24 protein-coding genes and 1 tRNA gene are annotated in these 24,731 nt (G+C 63.3%); 4 read left to right on the forward strand and 21 right to left on the reverse strand.

Annotated features, from left to right (window positions below; all coding sequences use genetic code 11):
• Window positions 1-94: 94 nt before the first annotated feature.
• Complete coding sequence (gene nusA, locus L2Y96_RS14160; protein WP_247327337.1) at window positions 95-1,618, reverse strand: transcription termination factor NusA; 1,524 nt, start codon at window positions 1,616-1,618, stop codon at window positions 95-97.
• A gap of 46 nt (window positions 1,619-1,664) precedes the next feature.
• Window positions 1,665-2,204: a ribosome maturation factor RimP gene (locus L2Y96_RS14165; protein WP_247327339.1), complete on the reverse strand. Its 540-nt coding sequence runs from the start codon at window positions 2,202-2,204 to the stop codon at window positions 1,665-1,667.
• A 377-nt stretch (window positions 2,205-2,581) separates the two neighbouring features.
• Here L2Y96_RS14165 and L2Y96_RS14170 point away from each other — a divergent pair, with 377 nt between their 5' ends.
• Window positions 2,582-3,787, forward strand: a complete 1,206-nt coding sequence (locus L2Y96_RS14170) for a GGDEF domain-containing protein (RefSeq protein WP_247327342.1) — start codon at window positions 2,582-2,584, stop codon at window positions 3,785-3,787.
• Here the strand turns inward: L2Y96_RS14170 and L2Y96_RS14175 are convergent, their stop codons facing one another.
• From L2Y96_RS14175 to L2Y96_RS14210, 8 genes are all read right to left on the reverse strand, one after another.
• The gene (locus L2Y96_RS14175; RefSeq protein ID WP_247327357.1) at window positions 3,788-4,081 is read right to left on the reverse strand and encodes a HigA family addiction module antitoxin; all 294 of its coding nucleotides are present in this window, start codon (window positions 4,079-4,081) and stop codon (window positions 3,788-3,790) included.
• A gap of 9 nt (window positions 4,082-4,090) precedes the next feature.
• A complete protein-coding gene (locus tag L2Y96_RS14180) occupies window positions 4,091-4,369 on the reverse strand; it encodes a type II toxin-antitoxin system RelE/ParE family toxin (RefSeq protein WP_247327367.1) in 279 nt (92 codons plus the stop codon).
• A gap of 135 nt (window positions 4,370-4,504) precedes the next feature.
• The gene (locus L2Y96_RS14185; RefSeq protein WP_247327370.1) at window positions 4,505-4,924 is read right to left on the reverse strand and encodes a GFA family protein; all 420 of its coding nucleotides are present in this window, start codon (window positions 4,922-4,924) and stop codon (window positions 4,505-4,507) included.
• A gap of 46 nt (window positions 4,925-4,970) precedes the next feature.
• Complete coding sequence (locus L2Y96_RS14190) at window positions 4,971-6,137, reverse strand: AAA family ATPase (RefSeq protein ID WP_247327374.1); 1,167 nt, start codon at window positions 6,135-6,137, stop codon at window positions 4,971-4,973.
• A gap of 77 nt (window positions 6,138-6,214) precedes the next feature.
• On the reverse strand, window positions 6,215-7,207 hold the full coding sequence (locus L2Y96_RS14195; protein ID WP_247327377.1) for a GlxA family transcriptional regulator: 993 nt from the start codon (window positions 7,205-7,207) through the stop codon (window positions 6,215-6,217).
• Window positions 7,207-7,767, reverse strand: a complete 561-nt coding sequence (locus tag L2Y96_RS14200; protein WP_247327380.1) for an isochorismatase family protein — start codon at window positions 7,765-7,767, stop codon at window positions 7,207-7,209. Before L2Y96_RS14200 ends, L2Y96_RS14195 begins: the two co-directional genes overlap by 1 nt.
• A gap of 121 nt (window positions 7,768-7,888) precedes the next feature.
• On the reverse strand, window positions 7,889-8,872 hold the full coding sequence (locus L2Y96_RS14205; RefSeq protein WP_247327383.1) for a hypothetical protein: 984 nt from the start codon (window positions 8,870-8,872) through the stop codon (window positions 7,889-7,891).
• 672 nt (window positions 8,873-9,544) lie between these two features.
• A complete protein-coding gene (locus tag L2Y96_RS14210) occupies window positions 9,545-12,043 on the reverse strand; it encodes a protease pro-enzyme activation domain-containing protein (protein ID WP_247327385.1) in 2,499 nt (832 codons plus the stop codon).
• Between the two features lie 398 nt (window positions 12,044-12,441).
• On the opposite strand from L2Y96_RS14210, the gene L2Y96_RS14215 reads away from it, so the two are divergent.
• The gene (locus L2Y96_RS14215; protein WP_247327386.1) at window positions 12,442-13,272 is read left to right on the forward strand and encodes an AraC family transcriptional regulator; all 831 of its coding nucleotides are present in this window, start codon (window positions 12,442-12,444) and stop codon (window positions 13,270-13,272) included.
• On the opposite strand, the gene L2Y96_RS14220 is transcribed toward L2Y96_RS14215, so the two are convergent.
• Both L2Y96_RS14220 and L2Y96_RS14225 read right to left on the reverse strand, forming a co-directional pair.
• Window positions 13,245-14,114 (reverse strand): AraC family transcriptional regulator, encoded by an 870-nt coding sequence (locus L2Y96_RS14220; RefSeq protein WP_247327396.1) that lies wholly within the window; start codon window positions 14,112-14,114, stop codon window positions 13,245-13,247. The two genes, L2Y96_RS14215 and L2Y96_RS14220, sit on opposite strands and share 28 nt — an antisense overlap.
• A 52-nt stretch (window positions 14,115-14,166) precedes the next feature.
• Window positions 14,167-14,526, reverse strand: coding sequence for a hypothetical protein (locus L2Y96_RS14225; RefSeq protein WP_247327399.1), 360 nt, complete (start codon window positions 14,524-14,526; stop codon window positions 14,167-14,169).
• Between the two features lie 216 nt (window positions 14,527-14,742).
• Here L2Y96_RS14225 and L2Y96_RS14230 point away from each other — a divergent pair, with 216 nt between their 5' ends.
• Window positions 14,743-16,020, forward strand: coding sequence for a M56 family metallopeptidase (locus tag L2Y96_RS14230; RefSeq protein ID WP_247327407.1), 1,278 nt, complete (start codon window positions 14,743-14,745; stop codon window positions 16,018-16,020).
• On the forward strand, window positions 16,017-16,382 hold the full coding sequence (locus L2Y96_RS14235; protein WP_247327418.1) for a BlaI/MecI/CopY family transcriptional regulator: 366 nt from the start codon (window positions 16,017-16,019) through the stop codon (window positions 16,380-16,382). The genes L2Y96_RS14230 and L2Y96_RS14235 overlap by 4 nt, the downstream gene beginning before the upstream one ends.
• Here L2Y96_RS14235 and L2Y96_RS14240 read toward each other — a convergent pair.
• The 9 genes from L2Y96_RS14240 to nuoH all read right to left on the reverse strand — a co-directional run bounded on the left by L2Y96_RS14240 (window position 16,362) and on the right by nuoH (window position 24,729).
• On the reverse strand, window positions 16,362-16,874 hold the full coding sequence (locus tag L2Y96_RS14240; protein WP_247327420.1) for a hypothetical protein: 513 nt from the start codon (window positions 16,872-16,874) through the stop codon (window positions 16,362-16,364). The genes L2Y96_RS14235 and L2Y96_RS14240 overlap by 21 nt on opposite strands.
• Before the next feature lie 131 nt (window positions 16,875-17,005).
• Window positions 17,006-17,082 (reverse strand) — tRNA-Met (locus tag L2Y96_RS14245).
• Window positions 17,083-17,166: 84 nt separating this feature from the next.
• Window positions 17,167-18,627, reverse strand: a complete 1,461-nt coding sequence (gene nuoN, locus L2Y96_RS14250) for an NADH-quinone oxidoreductase subunit NuoN (protein WP_247327422.1) — start codon at window positions 18,625-18,627, stop codon at window positions 17,167-17,169.
• 14 nt (window positions 18,628-18,641) lie between these two features.
• The gene (locus L2Y96_RS14255; RefSeq protein WP_247327425.1) at window positions 18,642-20,153 is read right to left on the reverse strand and encodes an NADH-quinone oxidoreductase subunit M; all 1,512 of its coding nucleotides are present in this window, start codon (window positions 20,151-20,153) and stop codon (window positions 18,642-18,644) included.
• Between the two features lie 14 nt (window positions 20,154-20,167).
• Window positions 20,168-22,225, reverse strand: a complete 2,058-nt coding sequence (gene nuoL / locus L2Y96_RS14260) for an NADH-quinone oxidoreductase subunit L (protein WP_247327428.1) — start codon at window positions 22,223-22,225, stop codon at window positions 20,168-20,170.
• A 4-nt stretch (window positions 22,226-22,229) separates the two neighbouring features.
• Window positions 22,230-22,535 carry an NADH-quinone oxidoreductase subunit NuoK gene (nuoK, locus tag L2Y96_RS14265; RefSeq protein WP_247327437.1) on the reverse strand — a complete coding sequence of 102 codons (306 nt, stop codon included), beginning with the start codon at window positions 22,533-22,535 and terminating at the stop codon, window positions 22,230-22,232.
• Window positions 22,532-23,194, reverse strand: coding sequence for an NADH-quinone oxidoreductase subunit J (locus tag L2Y96_RS14270; protein WP_247327439.1), 663 nt, complete (start codon window positions 23,192-23,194; stop codon window positions 22,532-22,534). The genes nuoK and L2Y96_RS14270 overlap by 4 nt, the downstream gene beginning before the upstream one ends.
• Before the next feature lie 14 nt (window positions 23,195-23,208).
• The gene (nuoI, locus tag L2Y96_RS14275) at window positions 23,209-23,700 is read right to left on the reverse strand and encodes an NADH-quinone oxidoreductase subunit NuoI (protein ID WP_139983578.1); all 492 of its coding nucleotides are present in this window, start codon (window positions 23,698-23,700) and stop codon (window positions 23,209-23,211) included.
• 6 nt (window positions 23,701-23,706) lie between these two features.
• Window positions 23,707-24,729, reverse strand: coding sequence for an NADH-quinone oxidoreductase subunit NuoH (gene nuoH, locus L2Y96_RS14280; RefSeq protein WP_247327441.1), 1,023 nt, complete (start codon window positions 24,727-24,729; stop codon window positions 23,707-23,709).
• Between the last annotated feature and the right edge of the window lie 2 nt (window positions 24,730-24,731).

Raw genomic sequence — 24,731 nt, forward strand, 5'->3', positions numbered from 1 at the left:
TGCCATTGATGCGATCTCAGGCTGCCTCCGTCCCTGGTAGGAGGCCGTGTGGCCTCCCTCGGGGCGCCCCTCCGGGGCGCTTCCGGTGACGCGCTTAGCCGCCCTTCTCCAGTCGGGCGATCATCGGGGCGCGCGCAGCCATGATCAGCTGCGAAGCGCGCTCCTCGGTCATGCCTTCGATATCGATGAGTTCGTCGACGGCCAGGTCACCCAGGTCGTCCAGCGTACGGATGCCGCGCTCGACGAGCGCATAAGCCGTGTTTTCATCCATACCGTCCAGATCCAGGAGCTCCTGGTCCGGGCCTTCCACATTCTCTTCGACCGCCAGCGCCTGGGTGAGCAGCGCGTCGCGAGCGCGGGCGCGGAGCTCTTCAACGATGTCTTCGTCGAATCCTTCGATGGCGAGCAGTTCAGCGCTCGGCACGTAGGCGATTTCTTCGACCGACGAGAAGCCTTCCTGCACGAGGATGCCGGCGATTTCCGCGTCGACCTCGAGCTTTTCCTGGAACAGCTCGAGCGCAGCGTTCTGCTCGGCTTCGCTCTTGGCGGTGACCTGGTCCTGCGTCATCACGTTGAGCTGCCAGCCGGTGAGCTTGCTGGCAAGGCGCACGTTCTGGCCACCGCGGCCGATCGCCTGGGACAGCTTGTCCTCGGCCACCGCGATGTCCATGGAGTGCTTCTCTTCATCCATGATGATCGACTGCACTTCCGCCGGCGCCATCGCGTTGATGACGTACTGGGCCTGGTTTTCGTGCCACAGGATGATGTCGACGCGCTCGCCATTGAGCTCGTTCGACACGGCCTGCACGCGCGAACCACGCATGCCGATGCACGCGCCGATGGGATCGGTGCGGGTATCGTGCGCGACCACGGCGATCTTGGCGCGGTCGCCCGGATCGCGGGCGCAGCCCTTGATCTCGACGAGGCCCTGGCCGACTTCCGGCACTTCGAGCTTGAACAGCTCCATCATGAATTCCGGGGCGCTGCGCGAAACGAACAGCTGCGGGCCACGGATTTCCGACTTCACTTCGTACAGGTAACCGCGGACGCGGTCGCCGACACGGTGCGATTCGCGGGGAATCGTCTTGTCGCGCGGGATGAACGCCTCGGCATTGCTGCCGAGATCGAGGTAGACATTGCCGCGCTCAACGCGCTTGACGATACCCGTGACCAGCTCGCCGACGCGGTCGATGAAGGCATCGACGACCTGCTGGCGCTCTGCTTCGCGCACACGCTGCACGATCACCTGCTTGGCGGCCTGGGCGGCGATGCGGCCGAATTCGGCGTTCTCGATCTGGCGCATGATGAAGAGACGGCCTTCGTCGGCGGTCTCGATCAGCTCGCCGCCGTCAGCCACTTCGTCTTCGACGTCCATCTGGCGAATCTGGAAGGACGGATCCTCCATCTCGCCATCGTCCGCAATGACTTCCCAACGACGGAACGTCTTGTAATCGCCCGAGTCGGAATCGATCTCGACGCTGATGTCCGGGTCCTCTTCGGGGTAGCGCTTCTTGGCGGCAGAGGCGAGCGCCGCTTCCATGGCTTCAAAAATGACATCGCGCGGCACGCCCTTTTCGTTGGCGACCGCGTCGACTACCAGCAAAAGTTCTTTGCTCATTGCCGCTACTCCCAGTGAGGATGCCCCGCGGCATCCCGTCGTGTCGTTATTTGGATTTCTTGCTCTCGCCCGGCTTGGGCTTCGGCTGCGGGGCATAGCCCAGCGCCACCCAGTCGGGCACCACGCGGGCGCTTTCGACGTCCGCATGCTCGAATTCGAACTTACCGGCCTCGCCTTCCACCACAATGTGCTCGCCGTTTACTTCAACGACGTTGCCCTTGAGGCGGCGACGGCCCTCGATCGGGGCCTTCAGCAGTACCTTCACTTCCTGGCCCAGGACGCGCGCGAACTGCTCGGCGCTGAAGATCGGCCGATCGATACCCGGGGAGGAGACCTCCAGTACATAGTTGCCGGGGATCGGATCTTCAACATCCAGCCAGGCCGAGAACTCACGGCTGGCGGATTCGCAGTCGTCCACGGTGACTTCCGGCGACTCACGGCCCTCGCGCAGCGCTTCCGGGACATCCAGGAAGACGCGCAAAGTGCTCTGCCCGCCGCCGGCCGGCAGGAATTCGATACCCAGCACCTCGAGACCGAGGTCGGCCACGATCTCCGAGAAGCGTTGTGTTAGTGCGTTGGTGTCCACGTTACCTACGGTTTTCTGTGCGCCAGAAACAAAAAAAGGGCTCGAACGGCCCATTCCTTTCGTCGCCGATGTATCCCGATACTTCCTTCCTGCGCCCCGGAAAGCCTTGCGGCACCCGTGGATATCGCTGGACGCGCTCCCTGCGCCCAACAAAAAAGCCTCACGAGGAGGCTTTCTTGTAAAAAGAAAGGTCCTGAAGCGACGATCTCCGCGATATGCGATCGATGGTTAACGGCGCTTAAGATTCAGGAATTCTATCGCAAATCCCCTCCTACGCGCAAGTTCGCCCCACCCCCGGCAAACGGTGTAACGCCGCGCCACGTGGCGCGTTAATGCCCCTAGAATGGCGCCATGACCGATCGGGGGGATTCGGACGGATGGACGGGGTTACCGGACTGGATGTCCACACGCTAGGCATCATCGGCCTGGCCGTGGGCATCGCAATCGCGCTGAGCTTTTCGCTGATGAGCCTCGTGCTCCGCGGCATGCCGGCCCTGCACGTCTGGGCGGCCGCCTTCTGGCTGCTTACCTTCGCGGGCCTGGCCGAAGGTTACGAGGAAAATGGCAGCTTCCTTTCCGCCATCATTGGCAGCGCCCTCATCGCCCTGGCCAATGCCGCCATGCTGGTCGGCATCGCTATCCACCTGCGCCGTCCCCTGCGCTGGCTATGGCCAGTCCTCGTGATCGCCCTCTTCCTCATGATCCAGGTGGCCTTTCTTGCCTGGCCGCCCAGCCAGCCACTGGAAAGTGCGGTGTTCGGGCTCAAGAGCGTCCTCTGGGATGGCTGGATGATCTTTTTCCTGCTCAGGGCACCTCGTGAGCTCCGTGCCGGCAGCGTGTTCACGGCGCTGGTCTTCATGATCGACATCCTTTTCTATGTCGCCCGGGGCTTTATCTCACTCCACCCTGAGATTGAGTCCCCTGAACTTTCATCGCTGCTGACCACGTCGAACTATCTGTTCGGGATCCTGTGCACCTTCCTCCTCAGCACGGGCTTCACCCTGATGCTGTCACAGCGTCTGGTGTACGACCTGCGGGTTGCCGCTGATGTCGACGGCCTGACCGGCCTGCTCAACCGCACCGCCCTGCTCAAAGGGGCTGCGCCCATGCTCCAGGCCAACCGCGAGCTCACCCACGCGGTGCTGCTTTTCGACCTGGATCACTTCAAGACAATCAATGATCGCTGGGGCCACGCCGCTGGCGATGCGGTGCTGAAGCACTTCGCCCAGACGCTCCGCCTGAGCGGCCTCCCGCCGCGAGCCCTGCTGTCACGCTACGGCGGCGAGGAATTCCTGCTGTTCCTCCCATGCACCAGCGTGAGCGTGGCGGTGGGGGTGGCCGAATCGCTTCGCGCCCTGATCGAAAGCTCCCCGGCCACCTACGGTGGCGAGCCGATCCTTTTCACGACCAGCGTGGGCGTTGCTACCGGCACGGGGGCGCACATCCAGCGCCTTATCGATACCGCCGACACCGCGCTCTACCAGGCCAAGCGCACTGGCCGCGACCGGGTGGAGGCCATGGTGTCCGACCCAGCGGCGAGCCACGCGGGGCCGGCGCCGATCACGGCGGGAGCAACGGGCTAGTCAGGCAGCACGCGGCTGGATGCGGGCCAACGCATCGCCCAGACGGCGCTCCGCCTGTTCCAGCTCGTAATGCAACTGCAGGTTCATCCAGCTATGCGGATCAGTGCCGAAGTAGCGCGCCAGGCGCAACGCCGTGTCGGCAGTCATGCCGCGCTTGCCGGATACGAGCTCATTAACGCGCGCAGCGGTCACGCCGATCGCCAAGGCGAGTGCGTTTGACGAAAGCCCAAAGGGCTTCATGAAGTCCTCGCGGAGCACTTCACCAGGATGTACGGGTGGAAGCGGATGGCCCATGGCATAGCCTCAGTGATAGTCGACGATTTCGACGGCGTGCGCGTGCCCGTCGTCCCAACAAAAGCAAACCCGGAACTGGTCGTTAATCCGGATGCTGAACTGTCCGGCCCTGCCGCCCTTGAGTAGCTCCAACCGGTTACCGGGCGGGCTCGCCAGGAACGAAAGGGTCGCGGCTGCATGAAGCTGCACGAGCTTCCGTCGAGCCACACGGCCGATCGAAGTCCAGCGGCGTTCGCAATGGCCGTGAAACAGGGCTTCCGTGTCTTTGTCCGCGAACGAAACAATCATACTTTATCACTTATCGATTGTCGATAAGCGATCATGTCAGGCAGGGCAACAGGGCGGTATCAGCCGCGGCCAAGGATTGGCTACAGGCCCCGCCTTATTTCGCGCAAGGGAACACCGACAAACCCCCTCCCGGGTTCACACGGACTCGACGACGACGCGGCCAATCCAGTTACGGGTGCGGCGGCCGAGGCGCGCCTCTTCTTCTTCGCCGTCGAAGTCCACTGAGACGGGCGAAGAAAGGACACTGCGATCCTCGAAAGCACGGGTGTTCACGACGGCATAGAGGTGGCCCTCGATCTCGCTGGTACAGACCGTGACGACGCCACAGCGCGCGCAGACATGGAAGTCCGCCGTGTTCGTGCCGAAGCGATGCTTCGATACAAGGCCTGGCTCGCCGACGCGCATGTGCAGCGATGCCTGCGGATGTGCCGTCCATTCCGCGCCATGCTTCTGGCAGAAAGTGCAGCCACAAGCACGCACAGGCACCGGCGTGTCGGCCGGCCACTCGAGTTCAAACGCCAGGTTGCCGCAGTGGCATGCGCCGTTGATCTGCATGGTGTCCTCGCCTGAGCCAGATCCGCGCATGGTAGCGCGTCGCCGCTTAGCGATCTTCCAGCCAGTGCCAGGGCGGCTCATCGAGCATGCCCTGCCCTTCGATCTTCGTCTGACTCAAGGTTTTTTCCAGGCGCACGCTGTTGCACTCCGCGGCGGCCTCGAGTGTCGCAATAAGCCGCGATGCGTGCGATACCACCCACACCTGACTGCGCTTGGCCGCGCCAAGGATCAACCGGCCCAGCGCGGGCAAGAGATCAGGATGCAGGCTGGTCTCCGGCTCGTTCAGCACCATCAGCGGCGGCGGCCGGGGCGTATGGAGCGCGGCGATCCACAGCAGGTAGCGCAACGTGCCGTCGGAAAGCTCCGCTGACGACAGCGGTCGCAAAAGCCCAGGCTGATGAAACCGCAAGGTCAGGCGCTCGCCTTCGTGCACCACGGTGACGTGTGCGCCCGGGAATGCATCATCCACGGCCGCATCGAGCCCGCGCGGATCGCCGATTTCCCGAATCGTCTGCCAGGCGGCCGCGAGGTCGCGGCCATCGTGGCTGAGCACCGGTGTCCGTGTGGCCAGCTGTGGCGCACGCGCCGGCGCATCGGCATCGGAACGAAAGTGATCGTAGAAGCGCCAGCCTCGGATCAGCTCACGCAGCGTGAGCACTTCCGGCGCGCGCTCGGGATCGGCCATTTGGGTGAAGATCGATTCGAAGGGCGCGAGATGCTGGGCGACGACGCGCCAGGATTTTCCATCACGCGCGCGCACCGAAGCCCCCTTGCGCACGACAAGCGAACTCGCCTCGCGCAGGAACGCGCCGTTGAAAATGACTTCCGATTTGATCGCGGGATCGAAGTCGAACATCGACATCGATGGCACCGGGTAGCCGAGATCGATAGCGTAGCCAAATCCGTCGCTCGCGAACCCGAGCTTCAAGGCCACTGCATTATCGCGGCGGGCGGCACCCTCGACCGGCTCCGTACCAGCCAACATACCCTTCGAGAATTTCTCGGGACCGGCCCACAAGGTGGAACCTAACCCGCCCTCGCGCGACAGCGCGCTTACCACCCCGCCCTGCGCCGTCTCTGCCAGCAACCGCAGGGCCCTATACAGGCTGGACTTGCCACTGCCATTGGCGCCCGTCACAAGGTTGAGCGACCCCATGGGCATAACCAATGAACGCAGAGAACGATAGTTAGCGACAGCAAGCGTGGTGAGCATGTTGATCCTTCAACCATAGCGAGCCTGGAGAATAGCCCACCTCAATCTCCCGGCTTGAGACCCGAAGGGCCCCGACGCTACGAGCGCCCGACCTCACCGCGGAACTGGCTTGGCGGCAACGCATGGTTCCGTGCCCATGCCCGGCGCAGTTGGCGTGTCGAGCCGAAGCCCGAACGCTCGGCGACCGCCTCCATGTCTAGCCGCGATTCGGCGAGCAGCTCCCGGGCCAGCGCCAACCGCATGCGGTTCACGTACTCACTGACGCTCATGCCCGCATGCTCATTGAAGAGGCGCGACAGGTGCCGGGGACTGGCAGCAGCCACCTGGGCTAGCGCATCAACCGACCACGCCCGCGCCGGATTCGCCGCGACGGCGTCCTGCGCACGGTGAATCACGGGATGCATGTGGTTTCGCCCTTCGAGCCACGGCGAGAGCTGCGGATCACCGCCCGCCCTGCGCAGATAGACAACGAGGAACCGGGCCACCGCCACGGCAATCGCTGGCCCCGCCAGGCCGGCCACCACGTGCAACATCAGATCGATGCCGGAGGTGATGCCTGCGCTACTGAGGCGCTCGCCATCCTCGACGTAGAGGCGATTCTCCCGCACTCGTGCGCCGGGCACCTCCGCAGCGAGTTCCGCCGTGTTCGCATGGTGCGTGGTGCATTCGAAGCCATCGAGCAACCCGGCACGCCCGACCAACATGGCACCGGAACAGATCGACATCACGCGAATGCCTGGGTGCACGACCGTTGCGAGCCAGTGGACGATGGCCTGTTCCGCCGCCGCGTTGTCTTCGGGCGTTTCGCGCGACCCGCCCATCGGCTCGTCAGCGTGGCCCGGCACCACCACCATCGCACCCTCCGGCAAGCGTGGGGGCATGGGCGCGATACCTTCGATACCCAGGCCCACGGAGCTGCCCACTTTCCGCCGTGGGCCGACGAACGTCACCTCGAAACGAACATCGGCCTGAAGCAGATTGGTCTTGCGCAGGACTTCCACGGGTCCGGCCAGATCGAGCAACAGCACCCTCGGCGGGACGACGACGAAGATGGGCAGCACCCTGGCCATCAGGCTGCCCTTTCGACCCGACCTGCCAGGGCCTCTTCAACCGAGACGATGCGTGCGAAGCGATCGGCAAGCACCAGTTCGGTGCGTGCGCGGATCTCGGCCGCGCCCCACTCACGGCCCGTAGCATCGATCATCGGAAACGTAAGGGTTGCTTCACCCACGTAATCCACCTGATAGCCGAGATCAGAAGCGTGGCGCGTCGTTGTCTCGCAGCACTGCTCGGTACGAATACCGGAAATGATGACGCGGCGGATGCCGTGCTCAGTCAGCCAGACATCAAGGCCCGAGCCGACGAGCGCACTGTGCCGGCGCTTGCGGAAGGTCACATCGGGTTCGATGCGAATCGGCGCCAGTGTCACGACGAAACCAGACGCCTCGGAGAACGCACCCTCATCTTCCACATGGAATATCCGGACCACCGGTATGCCGCGAGCCCGGGCGCCATCAATCAGCGCCTGCTGCCGCTGCACATAGGCGGCCACCCCGTCCTCGCGCCAATACGGGCGCTGGCGGAACGATTCCTGGACATCAATGACGATGAGGGCGGTATCTGAAGCCATGGGGATCGTCCTGCCGTATGTGGGATGACAACAGTCTGCGCCCAGGCAGCAGCCCGCGACAGACCCCGCACGGACGCACAGCGGACAATTCACGCCATGCTCGCGACCCTGGTCCCGAAGGCTACTCGCCCAGTTGTCCGATCGTAACGCGGGACTCGTGAAGCAGGGATTCGTAAGCCGAGTCGGAAGCAGCCCCGGCCTCGGCAAACTTCGCGGCGAGCGCACTGCGCTGCTTCAGGATGTCTGCATACTCGGTCGCGGCGCTACCGGAGAACGCCGCATCGCCTGTTTTCGGATCGACCGATGGCGAATGCTTCGCGGCAAGCGCGCCAAGGTTTTCGATGAGAGCGAGCTGCTGGCGACCGATCTCCAGGTGCTTCTTCTCCGCTTCAACATAGGCATGGGCCGGCGTCACCACGGTCTGCATGAATTGCTCGCGCACGTCGGGAGGCAACGGTAGGGTTTCGTGTTCCAACTCGGTTACCAGGGTCTCGTTTGCTGTCAGGTGCGCCGCTATCTCGACACGCCAGCGCAAGAGGTCGCTCGCGACAGCATCGCGCTGTAGCGCCGTTGCATAGCGTTGAGCCTCCCACGGCGACGCGGTGTCTGCTTCCTGGGAGCCCTTCTCGATTGCCTGCGAATCGTGCCACCACCTCGCGAGCGACGCTTGTACCAGTATCACCGCGGTACGACGAGACGCATCCGCCGTGACCGCAGAATGCGCCGCAGCCACACCCTCCATGATCGACGGCGTCGTATCCGCCAGCGACAGCCGGGCGGGTCGCTGCCACCAGATCACGCCTGCCGCGAGCAGCAGGACGCCGCAAAGCGAGTGGATCGCATAGCGAGCGGCACGTTGCACGCCTTGGGGCCGCGCCAGCCGTAAGCTGTCCGCCGGCGACACCCATTCAGGTTGCGCCGCCTGTGCCCGCATGGCGGCACGCGCCGTTAGCGCTTCGGGGTCGATATCACGGGAGACCAGCTCCTCACGCAGGGCGGCCTCGGCCCAGTCCACCCGTTCCTCGCCTACCCAAATCCGCTCGAGGGCGTCGGTATCCATGGCCGCATAGCGCGCTCGCGCACCAGCCTTTCGGGTCTCATCCATTGCGTTTTCCCCTGTCCGTCGGGCGAAGTGTGCCGCCATCTCCCAGGGAAGGCCAGCGCCCATCCAGCATAGGGACACCCGGACCATCATCCGGCGTGGTCAAGCGCCACCGTTCGATACCGCCACGGAAATAGTTAAACTCTAGCGACAAGAAAGACCCGAAGCCCGACCCTTCCGGCAAGCCGAACGAACGCAAAGACGAGCCCAATGGAGCGGCCTGATATGCCTGGGAAATCAACGCGCGGCATAGGGTTACGCCTAGTCCAGGCCATTTGCCTCCTTCTGGTGACGTACGCGCTGTCAGCCATCGTCATCACGTACGCGCAGAATCGAGCGCTACAAGGGACCGCAACTGGCACGCCCGAGGTAAGCGCTCGCGCATCGTTCTGGTTCACACCAGCCGTCGAAACTGCTGCTGCCCCCGAACCAAGTCCCGGCAAGAATTTCACCACCTCGGAGACGCGCTGCACCGCCCCATGCGTACGACGCTTGTGGTGGATCCATCCGTTACTGCCCGACATGGAAGCATGGAGCGTTGATCTCGACAACAACGGGCGAGTTAGCAAGAGCTATCACTGGACGTCACCCTGACGGTGAGCGACTCAGTCAGTCCCGAGCGCCTGATATAGGGATGCCCGCCCATGACGGGCGGGCATCGTGTCGCCGTGCTTCTTAGTTGGTCCAGGTCGCCTTCAACGTCACGCCCGAGAACGCGGCGTAGCCGTTGAGCATCACGTAGTACGTGCCGGTCTGCGGCGAAGCCGCGGTGCACGATTCAGTGTTGCCGGTGACATACGGACGGCAGTCGTAGCTCGACGTCGTCGGTGCCGAGCCGAACTTCACGTACAGGTCCGCATCGCCCGAGCCACCCGAGATCGCGATCTTCAGGTTGGTCGCGCCAGCCGGCACCGCCACGGTGTAGTTCAGCTTGCCGTTCTTCGCCGCCGACAGGCCGGTGACCGCCACGCCATTCTGCAGCGTGTTGCCACCCGTACCACCACCCGAGGAGCTCACCGTCACCGACGAGGTCTTCGTGTTGGTGGCACCGGCGTTGTCGGTCACCGTCTCGCTCACGCTATAGGTGCCGGCCGCGGTGTAGGTGTGGCTCGGGCTGGTCGTGGTCGAGGTGCTGCCATCGCCGAAGTTCCACGCATGCGAGGCAACGGTGCCGTCGCTGTCGGTCGAGCTATCGGTGAAGGTGGCAGTGAGCCCGCTGGTGGTGAAGCTGAAGTTCGCCACCGGCGGCGCGTTGGTCGTGCCACCACCGCCGCTCACCCAGTTGGCCTGGGCGTAGGTGTTGAGCTTGCCGATATCGAAGCTGCCGAAACCCGTGGCTTCATCGAAGCCGGTAGCAGCGGTGTAACCGTGGTTCTGGTAACCGTTGTTACCCGAGGTCACGTCATGCAGCAGCGAGGTCTGGGTCGGGAACGCGGCGTAGAACTTCGACGCCGGGAAGCCGATGCCATTGGCGTTTGCGGACTCGATTCTGGCGAACGCACCGACGAACAGCGGCGATGCCAGCGACGTGCCACCCACCTGCTCGGTGGAACCATTCACCACGATGAGCGCACCGGACGACGAGGCCGCGTCGAAGGCCACATCCGGACCGACGCGCTTAGTGCTGCTGGACACGGACGACTGCCACGACGGCGCTGTTTCGTACAAGCTGGTGCCGCCACCCGTCGCCCACAGGCGCTGGTTGTTGTCACCCTGGCTCGGCGCGATCGCGGAGAGGCCTTCGTTCCACACGGTTTCGCCCGACCAGGTCGTACCACTGGTGGAAAGCTGCGTGCCGCCCACCTGGATCACATACGGCGAGCTTGCCGGTTCACTGACCGAGTAGTGGGTCAGGTCGATCTTTACCGTACCGGCCGAGTTGGCCACGTAGCCCGGCGAACCCGAGGTCGGGTCGGTCGACCACTGGTACACACCGGCATCGCCCGAGGCGATCGAGAAGATCTGGCCCTGCGCGACGGCCTGCTGGAAGATCGCATCATCCGCGGCCTGCGTACCCGACTCTTCCGCAGCGGTCTCGTCTTCACCAAGCGACACGTTGATCAGCTTCGCGATGTTGTCGGTAACGGCCTTGTTATAGGTCGCGGTGATGCCCGCATCGGTGATGCCCGATGACGTCGAGTTACCGTTGGCCGAGGTGTAGAAGATCAGCTGCTTCACGCCACCGGCGATGCCGACGATGTCCTGGCTGTCGAGCGACCATTCGCCGTTGGAATCCGGATCGTTGGCGAACGTGCCACTGCCCACCTTGGTGATCGTGCTGTTGACCGTCGCAAGGCCGGCGCTGGACGTGAAGCTGTTGAGATCGGTCACGGTCTGCGTGATCGAACCCCAGGTGATGATACCGACGGCCGTGTTCGTGGCAGCCGGCACGCTGCTTCCACCGTAGATCGCCGCGAAGTCCTGCGGATGATGGGCAGCGACAGCGGCGGCGGCCTGCGTGCTCGACGCGGGGCCAGGCACCGTGACGCGCTCGGGGTGGTACACGTGGTGCAACGTGTGCTTCACGCTCACGTTTTGCAGGCCGAGCACGGCGTTCACCGATTCGCCCAGCGAGGACGGCACGAGGGCCGGCGCATCATTGGCGAAGAACTCGCGGCCACCCTGCTCGAAGCGCTTGATCGAGGTGTGGAAGCCCGTGGTCGCGGCGTTGGCCGTACCGTCGGCCGAGATCAGCAGGTTGTTCGGGGTGACTTCGATATTCGTGAAGCCCGACTGCTTCAGGTGGGCCACCACGGCATCCACCTGCGCCTGGGTCGGACCGTATGCCGCCTTGAACTGCTCCGGCGTGAGGAACTTGCCGTAGGCGGCGCTCCCCGGCGTCGTCACGTTGCGCAGGAAGGTCTGCAGCTGATCCGGATTGCGCAGCTTCATGCCGATGACGACATGCAGCGGATGGTCCGCCGCCATAGCGGTTACGGCGGCGCCCTCAATGGACGGCTGGCCGGTCATGTTGAGGCGATAGCCCGTACCCACCGTGGTCGCTGCAGTGGAACTCACGGCGAGGGTCTGCGTGGTCGACGCAGGCAACAGGGCCGCCTTGGTGTTCGTTGATACCCACGCATCAGCCGCGTGGCTCCCCAGGGATGTCATCGCGAGAGTGATCGCGACCGTCAATGCCGTCTTCCGAGTGACGCGAAAAGCATCGATCTTCATTGCGTTGTGTTCCTTCGTTTGCCCGTAGGAATGCCGCACACATTGCGTGGCGGCGTTGACACTGCAGGCGCTTCAGCGCAGGAATTTGCGAACCCCTAAGCCGAAACGCCGACTTCCCCCTGTCCATCGAGCAGGCGCTGTTGAGACTTTCGCGAGCCTTTCCCCAGGAACCGGCGGGTTGACGATCGGCGCGTTCTTGTGACGGCGTCCGTATAGGTTCAGTGAAGACGGCAAGGATCTTGCGGCGCCGGAGATGCGTACCTGCTGACGCATGCGCAAGTTATTGCGTTATCGTCTTATGAGCGGCCGCCCCGGTGTCCGGAGTAATGCGCAAGATGGGGACCGCGCCGGCCACTGGGCGGCCCCATGCTGGCCTCACCCTTTCGCTGGAGCCCGCCATGAACGCTGCACCCGAAGACCGCTGGAACAACCGCCTCGCTGCCGCCGTCGGCCTGCTGACCGAACGCATGGATGCACCGCCGAGTCTGGACGAACTGGCGGCGGCGGCCTGCGTCTCGCCTTATCACTTTCACCGCGTATGGCGCGCACTGACCGGCGAGACCGTCGGCGAGACGATCGCCCGTCTGAGAATCGAGGCCTCGCAGCACCGCCTGCGCGCGGCAGGCGGCAGCGTAACGATGGTCGCCATGGACGCCGGTTTCGCCACACCCCAGGCGTTCTCCCGGGCGTTCCGACGCCAGACCGGCATCACTCCCAGTGATTTTGTCGGCGGCCGTGTCGTCGAAGACCGTCCGCTTGCCGACACCGAAGTTCGCGTCGTCTTGCGCGAGCCCTTCGAAGTGGTGGCGCTACGCCGCAATGGCAACGACTACGCCGAGGTGGCCGAAGGCTATGGTCGCCTGTTCGCGTGGGCCGGCGCCGCCGGGCTCATGGGGCAGTTCCATGGCATCTACGGAATCGCGCTCGACGACGTCTTGAGCGTTGACGATGCGCGCTTCGATGCCTGCGTCGCATTGGGCCAGGTCGAACCGCCGGGTGAATTTCGCCTGGAGCGTATCGCCGGCGGCCACTACGCCTGCCTCACCCATAGGGGCGACTACGCCGGGCTGCCAGACGCCGAGGCGCGCCTCATGGCGACGACGCTGCTCGACCTCGATGCCGAGCCAGCGGATGCCCCCATGCTGCACCACTATCTCAACGACCCTGATGAAACACCGGTCGAGGACCTGCTGACCGAGATCTACGTACCGCTGGCGAGCGGCAGATAGATATCCGTCACTGCCTCATGTTCCGCCACATCCGGGAAAAACGTGACACGGTGGAAGAATAGCGGTGCATCGCGCGGCGTCTCCTTGCCCGCACTCAGCCATTCGCCGTAAAGAAAGCGCACGCTGTCGATCAGCTGGCTATCCGGACCCGTGTGCCGGAGAACTGCGCAACGTCCTGCGTCGATCGTCGCCGCCACCACGCCATGCTCGTTGGGGAGGACGCTCGCGCAGGTGCAACAGATATCCATGCGGTATGCGTCAGGTGGCGTTTCATCAGGGTCGTCGTAAGCGATGTTCCAGGTGGCCGCACGGGATGGCGGCAGTCGGTTTTCCTTTCGCCAGGCGATGAAGCGGCGGATCGTTTCCCCTATGCGTTCCTGCGGCCCGCGATGCGGAAGGCAGGCCACGGCAGTTTCCGGGAATTCGACGATGCGCACATCGCCATGCTGGTGCGCCAAAGGCATGACAAACCTCCTGACTTGATCAAGATCCTGCCAGGCGTGCGCCCAGCGCGCCCAATCCGGTTGCTCACGAAACGCCGTGGGCGATACCCCGAGGCGCTGACGAAACGCGCGTGAAAAGGCATCCGGACCTTCATACCCGGCCTGCATCGCCATCTCGGTCACCGATAGGTCGGACCGGAACGCTGCCTGCCATGCCGCGCGCTTGAAGCGCGAGAGCTTCACGTAGCGATGCACACCCATGCCGGTAAGCGCCGCGAAACGACGGTGAAAATGGAAAGGCGAATAGGCGGCCTGGGCGGCAAGCACGCCAAGCGAGAGCGTGTCGTCGAGGTGGCTATCGATATAGCCAAGTACGTGGCGGAAGCGGTCTTCACTCATGGGCAAAGCCTAGCGGTTGCCGCCCGGCTACGCATGACCGATCTTGCGCAGATCAATCGAGGGACTGCATCTCCCCGTCTGCTGGATCGAGCGCGTCGGTGGTCATGGCCCCGGTGGTCGCATCCACGTCGATCGTAAACAGCCGAGGCGATGTCTCGGGATCGCCACCACACTTTTCGTCGTGCAGCTCATGGACATCGATGGACCAGCCGTTCGTGAGGTCTTCGGACATCAGAGCCAGGCATGCCGGGGCAAGCGAAGTAAGGTGATGGCGTGCGATCGCATCGAGGGCCAGCGTCTCCGCTTGTGCCTCGCTGGCGACGTGCGGCGTGGGGTTCGCCACAGCGGCCACGGTCCGGACAGAGACGAACGCGAGTACATAGCAAAGGGTGCACAGGACACGTGGGGTCATGGAAAGCACGGTGGCAAAGTGGCCGGTGGCGGACTATGCATCTAACGCCGGCGCCATCACAAGGTTTACCGACGCCCCGCCAACATCGACGTCGTAAGCGCGGGACCTTGTATTCCCGGCATGCTCCTCGTCCGTATCGAGGCGATCCAATGCTTCCCATTCGTCGTTTACGCGTGTAATCTCAATCTACGATTACGGGCGTAAACGGAGCATGGGATGCTGATCAACCACTTGTGGGACTGGCGAGACACACCGTTCCGCGCCGTCCTGGCGTTCACCGTTGCGAGTATCGGACTGGCCGTTCTGAGACGCCCGTGGCGTGCCCTCTTCGGCGGCGGCGCGCCCTACCTGCTATGGCTGGTCGTTCCACTCGTGCTCGCGCTCACCCTCGCTCCTACGCACGCCCCGCCAGGCTTCAGCAGCGTTGCCATGCAACTACGCGAGGTGGCCGTTCCGTTAGCCGCACCGACAAATGCGTCGGAAGCGACGACAGGATGGGACCGTTACCTGCCCCTGGCGTGGCTCGCAGGCATGGTCGGATGCGCGCTTTGGTTCGGCATGGCTCAATGGAGATATTCGACGGCACTGCGGAAGGCATACGCGCTGGGTAATCACGAGGGCATCCCCTTGTTCGTAGCCGTACGCCCGGATATAGGCCCGGCCCTGCTGGGACTGTTCACCCCACGGATCATCCTGCCCTCCGATTTTGCCGAACGCTTCACCACGGAAGAACAGGCGCTGGTCCTTGCGCACGAACAGGTCCACGCCGGTCGGCGCGACACGGCCTGGAGTGCGTTGGCGCACGTGGTGGTCGTCCTGTTCTGGTTCCACCCGCTTGCGTGGTGGGCGCTTGGTGCGTTCCGCATCGATCAGGAACTGGCTTGCGATGCCGCGGTGGTCCGCGATCACGCCCACGCGCGGCGCACCTATGCCGAAGCCCTTCTCAAGAACCATGGCGCCGCCCGACTACCCGTCGGCTGCACGTGGTTTTCCACCCACCCCCTCACGGAACGGATCGCCATGCTCACGTCCACGCCAACGAAGCTTCGCCGCCGCATCGCGGCGATCGCCGCACCCTTCGCCTTGCTTGGCGTGATGGCTTCCGCCTGGAGCACTACGCCCGCACCGGTTCACGCGAAACCGCAATACCAGCTACAGGCGGATATCGCTACAACGAGTGGCAGCGATGCTCACGTCACCGTCTGTGCTTATGAAAACGAAGCCGCTTCGATCACGCCGGCGACCAAAGACGGCACACCACCCTGGACCGTGACGTTCACCGTGACACCTGCACCGCAGGCGGGCATGCTGGACATCACTATCGATAGCGCGCGGGACGATGCCCACCATCGAGTGGCATCACGACAGATCCTGCGCGGCAAGCCGGGCGAAGCGATGGCCGTACGCTATAGCGAAAACGCCGACAGCGGCTTGCGCGCGATCGACATCGTGCCATCGACAGGCTGTCCTGCCGCCGGCAAGGCCCACGCATGACAGCCTCGATCACTGATGCGGAGGCGATTGTCATGGAGGTGCTCTGGACGAGCGCCCCACGCACCACCGAAGAGATCCTCGCCGCCGTCACCACCACGCAGGCATGGCAATTGGGCACGGTGAAGTCCCTGCTCAACCGCTTACTGAAAAAGAATGCCGTCAAGGCAGAACAGGAGGGGCGACGTTATCTCTACACACCGCTCATCTCGCGCGACGACTATCTCTCGTCCGAAAGCGCAGGATTGCTTGACCGCCTTTTTGGCGGCCGGGTGGCACCACTCGTTGCGCATTTTTCGGCGCATCGCCCGTTATCGAAGCGCGATATCGCGGAGCTGCGCAAGTTACTGGACCGGCTCGAGTGACGCACTAGCCACACCTTTCTTGTAGAAGAGCTCGACAACAGCGTTCCACACGGATGGTGCGACGGTCGTGGCCACCCCCACGAGGAATAGCATGCCCCACACGCGTTGTTTCCAGTCCAGAAGCTTCCGAAGATCTCCCTCCATGATCTTCGCACCTGCCTTGAGCCCCGAAACATCCACCTTCAGAACGGTGACGTCAGCCTTCAGCACGGTGACGTCTGTCTTCAGTTCGGCCACGTCCGTCTTGAGGACCGCTACGTCCGTTTTGAGGACTGCTACATCGGTTTTGAGGACCGCCACATCGGTTTTGAGTACGGCGACGTCCATTTTGAGCGCCGTGACATCGGATGTGAGATGCGCGATCGACGCTTCGACCGCGGCAAACTTCACATCGAACTTCGCATCAAGCTTGGCCAGCGCCGACGTGATGCCCAGCAGCATGTCGACACTGATCTGTGCGGGAACGGGGGCTGCGCTGGTAAGTGCGGTCATGGCGGCTCCTTGGGTGACGGGAGCACAAGTTAGCTAAATGACCTGCGGATGGATGTAGGCGCAGGGCGCCAATCCTTGTAGGCACAAAAGAAAAAAGGCGCTGACCAGAGTCAGCGCCTTTTTATTGAAACTGGTAGCGGGGGTAGGATTCGAACCTACGACCTTCGGGTTATGAGCCCGACGAGCTGCCAGACTGCTCCACCCCGCATCAGAGAAAAAAAGTATAGCGACGTGGCGGGATTCTTGCAAGCCCTTTCTTACACATTCATGAAGAAAGGGCTGCAAAGATCCTTTAGACGCCGAAGGCTCGCTGGCACCACGCGAACAGCGGGGACCAGGTGAAGCCGAGCACGAGCAGTGCGATCGCATTAAGCGACAGCACCCAGCGCGATGCGACGTCGGACGTGGCACGCACATCGGTGCCCTCGACCGGCGCATCGAAGTACATGACCTTCACGACGCGCAGGTAGTAGTACAGGCCGATGATCGCGGCAACCGCACCCGCAACGGCGAGCCACAGGTAACCCGCATCCATCGCAGCCTTCAGCACCAGCAGCTTGCCGAAGAAGCCAAACAGCGGCGGCACGCCAGCCAGCGAGAACATCACCAGCAGCATCATGAAGGCGAACCACGGCGAACGCTGGTTCAGGCCCTTCAGGTCGTCGATCTCTTCGCACTCGAAGCCGGCGCGCGAGAGCACCAGGATCATGCCGAACGCGGCGGCGCTGGTGAGCGCGTAGCTGACGGCATAGAACATCGAGGCCGAGTAGCCTTCCGGACCGGCGTTCACCAGGCCAACCAGCAGGTAACCCATGTGCGAGATGGTCGAATAGGCCAGCAGGCGCTTGAGGTTGGTCTGCACGAGGGCAACGAAGTTACCGATCGCCAGCGACAGCACGGCGAGCACCGCCACCATCAGCTGCCACTGCGGCGCGAGGCCCGTGGTGCCGCCAGCAATATCGCCCATACCCGTGGACAGCAAGCGGTAGGCCATGCCGAACGCGGCGAGCTTCTGTGCCGAACCGATGAAGATGGTCACGGCCGTCGGCGAACCCTGGTACACGTCCGGGATCCACATGTGGAACGGAGCGGCGCCCAGCTTGAAGCCGATGCCCACGATCATGAAGACCAGGCCGAACAGGAGCAGCGTATGCCATTCGGCACCGACGATGGCGGCATGAATGCCGTGCAGGTCGAGCGTGTGGGTCGCGCCGTACACCATCGACATGCCGTACAGCAGCATGCCCGAGGCCAGGGCACCCAGCACGAAGTACTTGATGGCCGCTTCCGACGAGAGACGCGAGTCGCGGTTCAGGGCGACCAGCGCATACGACGACAGCGTCAGCAGTTCGAGACCGAGGTAAACGGTAACCAGGCTACCAGCGGCGACGAGGAACATGATGCCGATCGTGGCGAAGATCGACAGCGTGTAGAACTCGCCGAACGGGATGGCCCGCTCTTTCAGGTACGGACGTGCGTAGATGAAGATCACCGCCATCAGCAGCAGCGAGAACACCTTCAGCACTTCGGCGACGCCGTCGCGGACGAACATGCCGCTGAACGCGGTGACGCTGCTATCCGGCTGGCCGCTCACGACCAGGTAGGCACCGACCAGGAGCACCAGCACTGAAAGCCAGTGCACGGCGCCCTTCTGGCCCGGCTTCAGGAACGCATCCAGCATAAGCAGGACGCACGCCGCGACCGTGAGGTAAGCCTCGGGGAGCAGGATAAGGATGTCATTGATACCAGGCATGGACTAATTCCCGCTCAGACTTTCGTAATGGCCAGCTGCTCGACCAGGCGAGCGACCGACGCATCCATGAGGTGGACCAGCGGCTCCGGCCAGATGCCGAAGACCAGCACGCCGGCGGCGAACGCGGAGAGCATGAAGATCTCGCGGCCGTTGACGTCGGTCAGTTCCTTCACGTGCGGGTTGGTGATTTCACCCCACAGCACGCGCTTCACCATCCACAGCGTGTAAGCCGCACCGATGATCAGCGTGAAGGCCGCAAACAGGGCAATCCACGGGTTGGCACTGAACGCGGCCAGGATGACCATGAACTCGCCGACGAAACCCGAGGTGCCCGGCAGGCCGGAGTTGGCCATGGCGAACAGCACGTAGAACGGAGCGAAGATCGGCATGACGTTGATGACGCCGCCGTAATCCTTGATCTGACGCGAGTGCAGGCGGTCGTACAGCACGCCGATGCAGCTGAACATCGCGCCGGAGATGAAGCCGTGCGAAATCATCTGGACCATCGCACCCTGCATGCCCAGGCGGGCGGCATCCGGGTTGTTGGCCTCACGCACCAGCATGAAGGCGATGAAGATGCCCAGGGTGACGAAACCCATGTGCGCGATGGACGAGTACGCCACCAGCTTCTTCATATCGCCCTGCACCAGGGCCACGTAACCGATGTAGCAAACCGCGATCAGCGAGAGCGCGATGATCAGCCAGGCGAAGTGCTCCGACGCATCCGGCACGATCGGCAGCGAGAAGCGCAGGAAACCGTAGCCACCGATCTTCAGCATCACCGCCGCCAGCACCACCGAACCGCCGGTAGGCGCTTCGACGTGGGCATCCGGCAACCAAGTGTGTACCGGCACCATCGGGACCTTGATGGCGAAGCCCAGCAGGAAGGCGAAGAACAGCCAGCTCTGCTCGGTGAGGGTCAGGTGCACCTTGGCCATATCGGCCAGGGCGAAGCTGCCGCCGGTCTTGTGGTACAGGTAAATCAGGCCGATCAACATGAAGATCGAGCCGAAGAACGTGTAGATGAAGAACTTCAGCGTGGCGTAAACGCGGCGCGGGCCACCCCAGATACCGATGATGACGAACATCGGGATCAGCATGGCTTCGAAGAACACGTAGAACAGCAACGCGTCCGTCGCGCAGAACACGCCGACCATGCAGCCCTCGAGGACGAGCATGGCGGCCATGTACTGGTGCGGCTTGTTCTGGATCACTTCCCACGCCCCCACGATCACGAGGATCTGGGTGAACGTGGTGAGGATGATCAGAGCGACGGAAATACCGTCGACCGCCAGCGAGTAGTTGATGCCAAGCGACGGAATCCAGCTGAAGGATTCCGAAAGCTGCATGGTGCCGGTAGCGGCATCATAGGCAGGCAGGAGGGCAAGGCTGGCGGCGAAAGTGGCAACCGCGACCAGCAGCGAGATCCAGCGGGCGAGGCCTGGGCGACCGGAACCGGCGAGCAGCACCGGGATGGCGCCGACGATCGGAAGCCAGATCAGCAGGCTGAGCAAGTGATTCGACATATAGCTCGTTTCCCTTATTGCCCGATCAGCCAGTACCCGCCGAGAAGCAGGATGAGGCCGAGGATCATGGCGAACGCGTAATGGAAGAGGAATCCGGACTGCAGGCGGCGTGCGCCACCCGCGATGCGCTGCACGAGGCCAGCCGAGCCGTTGACGAGAGCGCCGTCGATGATGGCCTGATCGCCCACCTTCGAAAGACCCTCACCCAGCTTCACGCCGCCCTTCGCGAACACCGCGAAGTACAGTTCGTCGATCCAGTACTTATGGTCAAGCAGGTTGTACAGCGGCTTCAGCGCGCTCTTCGCCTTGTCGGCGATGGACGGGTTGAAGAGGTAGATGTACGTAGCGCTGACGAAGCCAGCCAAGGCGATGATGAACGGCCACTGGTAAAAACCGTGGATGCCAGCCGCCAGCGCACCGTGGAACTCATGCGCGAGCTCGCCCAGCACGTTGTTTTCTTCGTTGACGTGGATCGCCTTGCCGAACCAGTTGTCGTAAAGCATCGGCTTCACGGTGAACAGGCCGATCAGGATCGACGGGATCGACAGCAGCACCAGCGGCACCGTCACCACCCACGGCGACTCATGCGGCGCGTGTTCGAGCACGCCCGGGGTACCGTGGCCGTGGTCGTCGTGCGCATCGTCATGGTGGTCGGCATGGGCATCGTGGCCGTGGTGGCCATGTGCCTTGTGCTCGATCGTGAAGCGCTCCTTGCCATGGAAGGTCATGTACAGGAGACGGAAGCTGTAGAACGAAGTCACGAACACGCCGCCCAGCACGCAGAAGTAAGCGTACGAGGCACCCCAGCGATGCGACTCACCCACGGCCTCGATGATCGCGTCCTTCGAGTAGAAACCCGAGAAGAACGGCGTACCGGCGAGGGCGAGCGAACCGATCCACATGGTGATCCAGGTGATCGGCATGTACTTGCGCAGGCCGCCCATGTAGCGCATGTCCTGCTCATGGTGCATGCCCATGATGACCGAACCGGCACCCAGGAACAGCAGGGCCTTGAAGAACGCGTGGGTCATCAGGTGGAACACGGCGCCGCTATAAGCGGAGACGCCCAGCGCGACGGTCATGTAGCCCAGCTGCGAGAGCGTGGAGTACGCGATGACGCGCTTGATGTCGTTCTGCACGATGCCGATGAGGCCCGTGAAGAAGGCAGTGGTCGAACCGATGACGAGGATGAACGACAGCGCCGCGTCGGACAGTTCGAAGATCGGCGACATGCGCGCGACCATGAAGATGCCCGCGGTCACCATGGTGGCCGCGTGGATCAGCGCCGAGATGGGGGTCGGGCCTTCCATCGAATCGGGCAGCCACACGTGCAGCGGCACCTGGGCCGACTTACCCATGGCACCGATGAACAGCAGGATGCCGATCACGGTAGCCGCATCCCACGCATGGTTCTGCGTGATCTGCAGGGTCTTGCCCACGAGGTCCGGCGCATGGTCGAACGCGGTCTGGTAATCCAGGGTGCCCAGGAAGTACAGGATCGCGGCGATACCGAGGAGGAAACCGAAGTCACCCACGCGGTTGACCAGGAAGGCCTTGAGGTTCGCGAAGATCGCGGTCGGGCGCTTGTACCAGAAGCCGATCAGCAGGTACGACACCAGGCCCACCGCTTCCCAGCCGAAGAACAGCTGCATGAAGTTGTTGCTCATGACGAGCATCAACATCGAGAAGGTGAAGAGCGAGATGTAGCTGAAGAAGCGCTGGTAGCCCGGGTCTTCCGCCATGTAGCCGATGGTGTACAGATGCACCAGCAGCGACACGAAGGTAACCACCACCATCATCATGGCGGTCAGGCGATCGACCATGAAGCCGACGGAAGCGTGGAAGCGGCCAATCTCGAACCAGGTGTAGACATCCTGGTTGAAGTTATCCGCCCCACCCCACACCAGCTGGTAGAGCACGTAGAACGACAGGCCGCAGGCGATGGCGACGCCGAGGATAGTGGCGCTGTGCGCCCCTGCCCTGCCGATCACCTTGCCGAAGAGGCCCGCCAGGATCGCGCCGGCCAGCGGGGCCAGTGCGATCGTGAGCAGGATTGAAAGCGAGAGACTCATCGGATCAACCCTTCATGCTGTCGATTTCGGCGACATTGATCGTGCTCCGGTTACGGAACAGCAGGACCAGGATCGCCAGGCCGATGGCGGATTCCGCCGCGGCCACGGTGAGGATGAAGAACACGAACACCTGGCCCTGCACATCGCCGAAGAAGCGCGAGAAGGCCACGAAGTTGGTATTCACCGCGAGGAGCATGAGCTCGATCGCCATGAGCAGCACGATCACGTTCTTGCGGTTGATGAACAGGCCAGCCACCGCGATGCAGAACAGGATCGCGCCGAGCACGATGTAATGGGAAAGCGTGATCACTTGGTGTTCTCCTGCGTCGGTTCGGCAGCCGGGGGTGCCGGCGGCGGTACCACCGAAGCCACCTGGCTCGGGGCCATCTTCACCACGCGCACGCGATCGGTCGCCTGCACGGCCACCTGCTGGGCAGCCGACTGGTGACGCGAACCCAGGCGCTCGCGCAGGGTCAGGGCCACGGCGGCCACGACACCCACGGTAAGGATCAGCGCGGCGATCTCGAACGGCAGCAGGAAGTCGGTGTACAGGGCCTGGCCCAGCCACGCGACGTTCGAGTTACCGGCCGGGTTCGGGCCAAGCGTATGGGCGTGCATGGACTTCACGCCGATCATGGCCAGCATTTCGACCAGCATGACCACGGCGACGATGATGCCCACCGGCAGGTAGCGGATGAAGCCCTCGCGGACGACCTCCTGCTTGATGTCGAGCATCATGACCACGAACAGGAACAACACCATCACCGCGCCGACGTAAACGACGACGAGGGCGATAGCAAGGAACTCCGCTTCGGCCAGCAGCCACACGCAGGCCATGCTGAAGAAGGTAAGCACCAGCGACAGCACGGCGTGGACCGAGTTGCGCACGGTGATGACCATCAGGCCGGCGAGGACAGCCACGCCACCGAAGAGGTAGAAACAGATGAGTTGGAGCAGATCGGTATTCATCGTAATCCGGGCCCTTAGCGGTAAGCCGCGTCCTGGGCGCGGGCGGCAGCGATGTCCTGCTCGAAGCGGTCACCAATGGCCAGCAGCTGCGCCTTGGTCACCACGTTCTCGCCGCGATGTTCCATGTGGTACTCGTGCACGTGCGTTTCGACGATGGAATCGACTGGGCAGCTCTCTTCGCAGAAACCGCAGAAGATGCACTTGAACAGATCGATGTCGTAACGCGTGGTACGACGCTGGCCATCTTCCGGGCGCGGGGCCGAGTCGATGGTGATGGCGAGGGCCGGGCACACCGCTTCGCACAGCTTGCAGGCGATGCAGCGCTCTTCACCGTTAGCGTAACGGCGCAGGGCGTGCAGGCCACGGAAGCGGTTCGACTTGGGGATGTGCTCGAACGGATAGCGCATCGTGTACTTCGGGCTGAACATGTAGCGCATGGTCAGGCCCATGCCCTTGAACAGCTCGAGCAGCAGGAGGCTCTTGAAATAGTGGGTTACGCGGGACATGGCTCTTTAGGCTCCCGTGCCGATGTGGACCCAGCCGAAATACTTCATGCAGCCGGCGACAAGGACCCAGACGATGGTGATGGGGATGAAGACCTTCCAGCCGAGGCGCATGATCTGGTCATAGCGGTAGCGCGGGAAGCTGGCGCGGAACCACAGGAACAGGAAGGCGAAGACGAAGACCTTCACGAACAGCCAGAGGATGCTGGCGTGGCCGAGGAAGCCGAAGCTTTCCGGGAACGGCGACAGCCAGCCGCCCATGAACAGGATCGAGGTCAGGAACGAGACCAGGATCATGTTGGCGTATTCGGCGAGGAAGAACAGCGCGAACGGCGAACCCGAATATTCCACGTGGAAACCGGCGACGATTTCCGACTCGCCTTCCGCCACGTCGAACGGTGCGCGGTTGGTTTCCGCCACGCCCGAGACGAAGTAGATGACGAAGACGGGCAGCAGCGGGATCCAGTACCAGCTGAGCAGGCCGCCGTGCTGTGCTTCCACGATGGCGGTGAGGTTCAGGCTACCGGTGAGCACCAGCACGCAGACGATGGACATGCCCATCGACAGTTCGTACGAGATGACCTGTGCCGCGGCACGCATGGCGCCGAGCATCGCGTAGCGCGAGTTGGAAGCCCAACCGGCGAGGATGATGCCGTACACGCCCATGGAGGTCATGGCCAGCAGGTACAGCACGCCGGCGTTGACGTTGGCGAGCACGATACCCGGAGCGAACGGCACCACCGCCCAGGCGGCCAGCGCCGGCACGAGGGCCAGCATCGGTGCCAGGAAGTAGAGGAACTTGTTCGCGTTGGTCGGCAGCACCACTTCCTTGATGAGCAGCTTCACCACGTCGGCGAAGGCCTGCAGCAAGCCGGCGGGGCCGACCTTGTTGGGCCCCATGCGGACGTGCATCCAGCCCAGCACCTTGCGCTCCCACCACACGTACAGCGCGACGGTGATAACGAGCGGCAGGACGATCGCCAGGATGAACAGCACCGGCAGCAAGAGGTGGTCGAAGAGTTGATCGGCCATGG

Source organism: Luteibacter aegosomaticola, from assembly GCF_023078475.1.
Classification (GTDB): Bacteria; Pseudomonadota; Gammaproteobacteria; order Xanthomonadales; family Rhodanobacteraceae; genus Luteibacter; species Luteibacter aegosomaticola.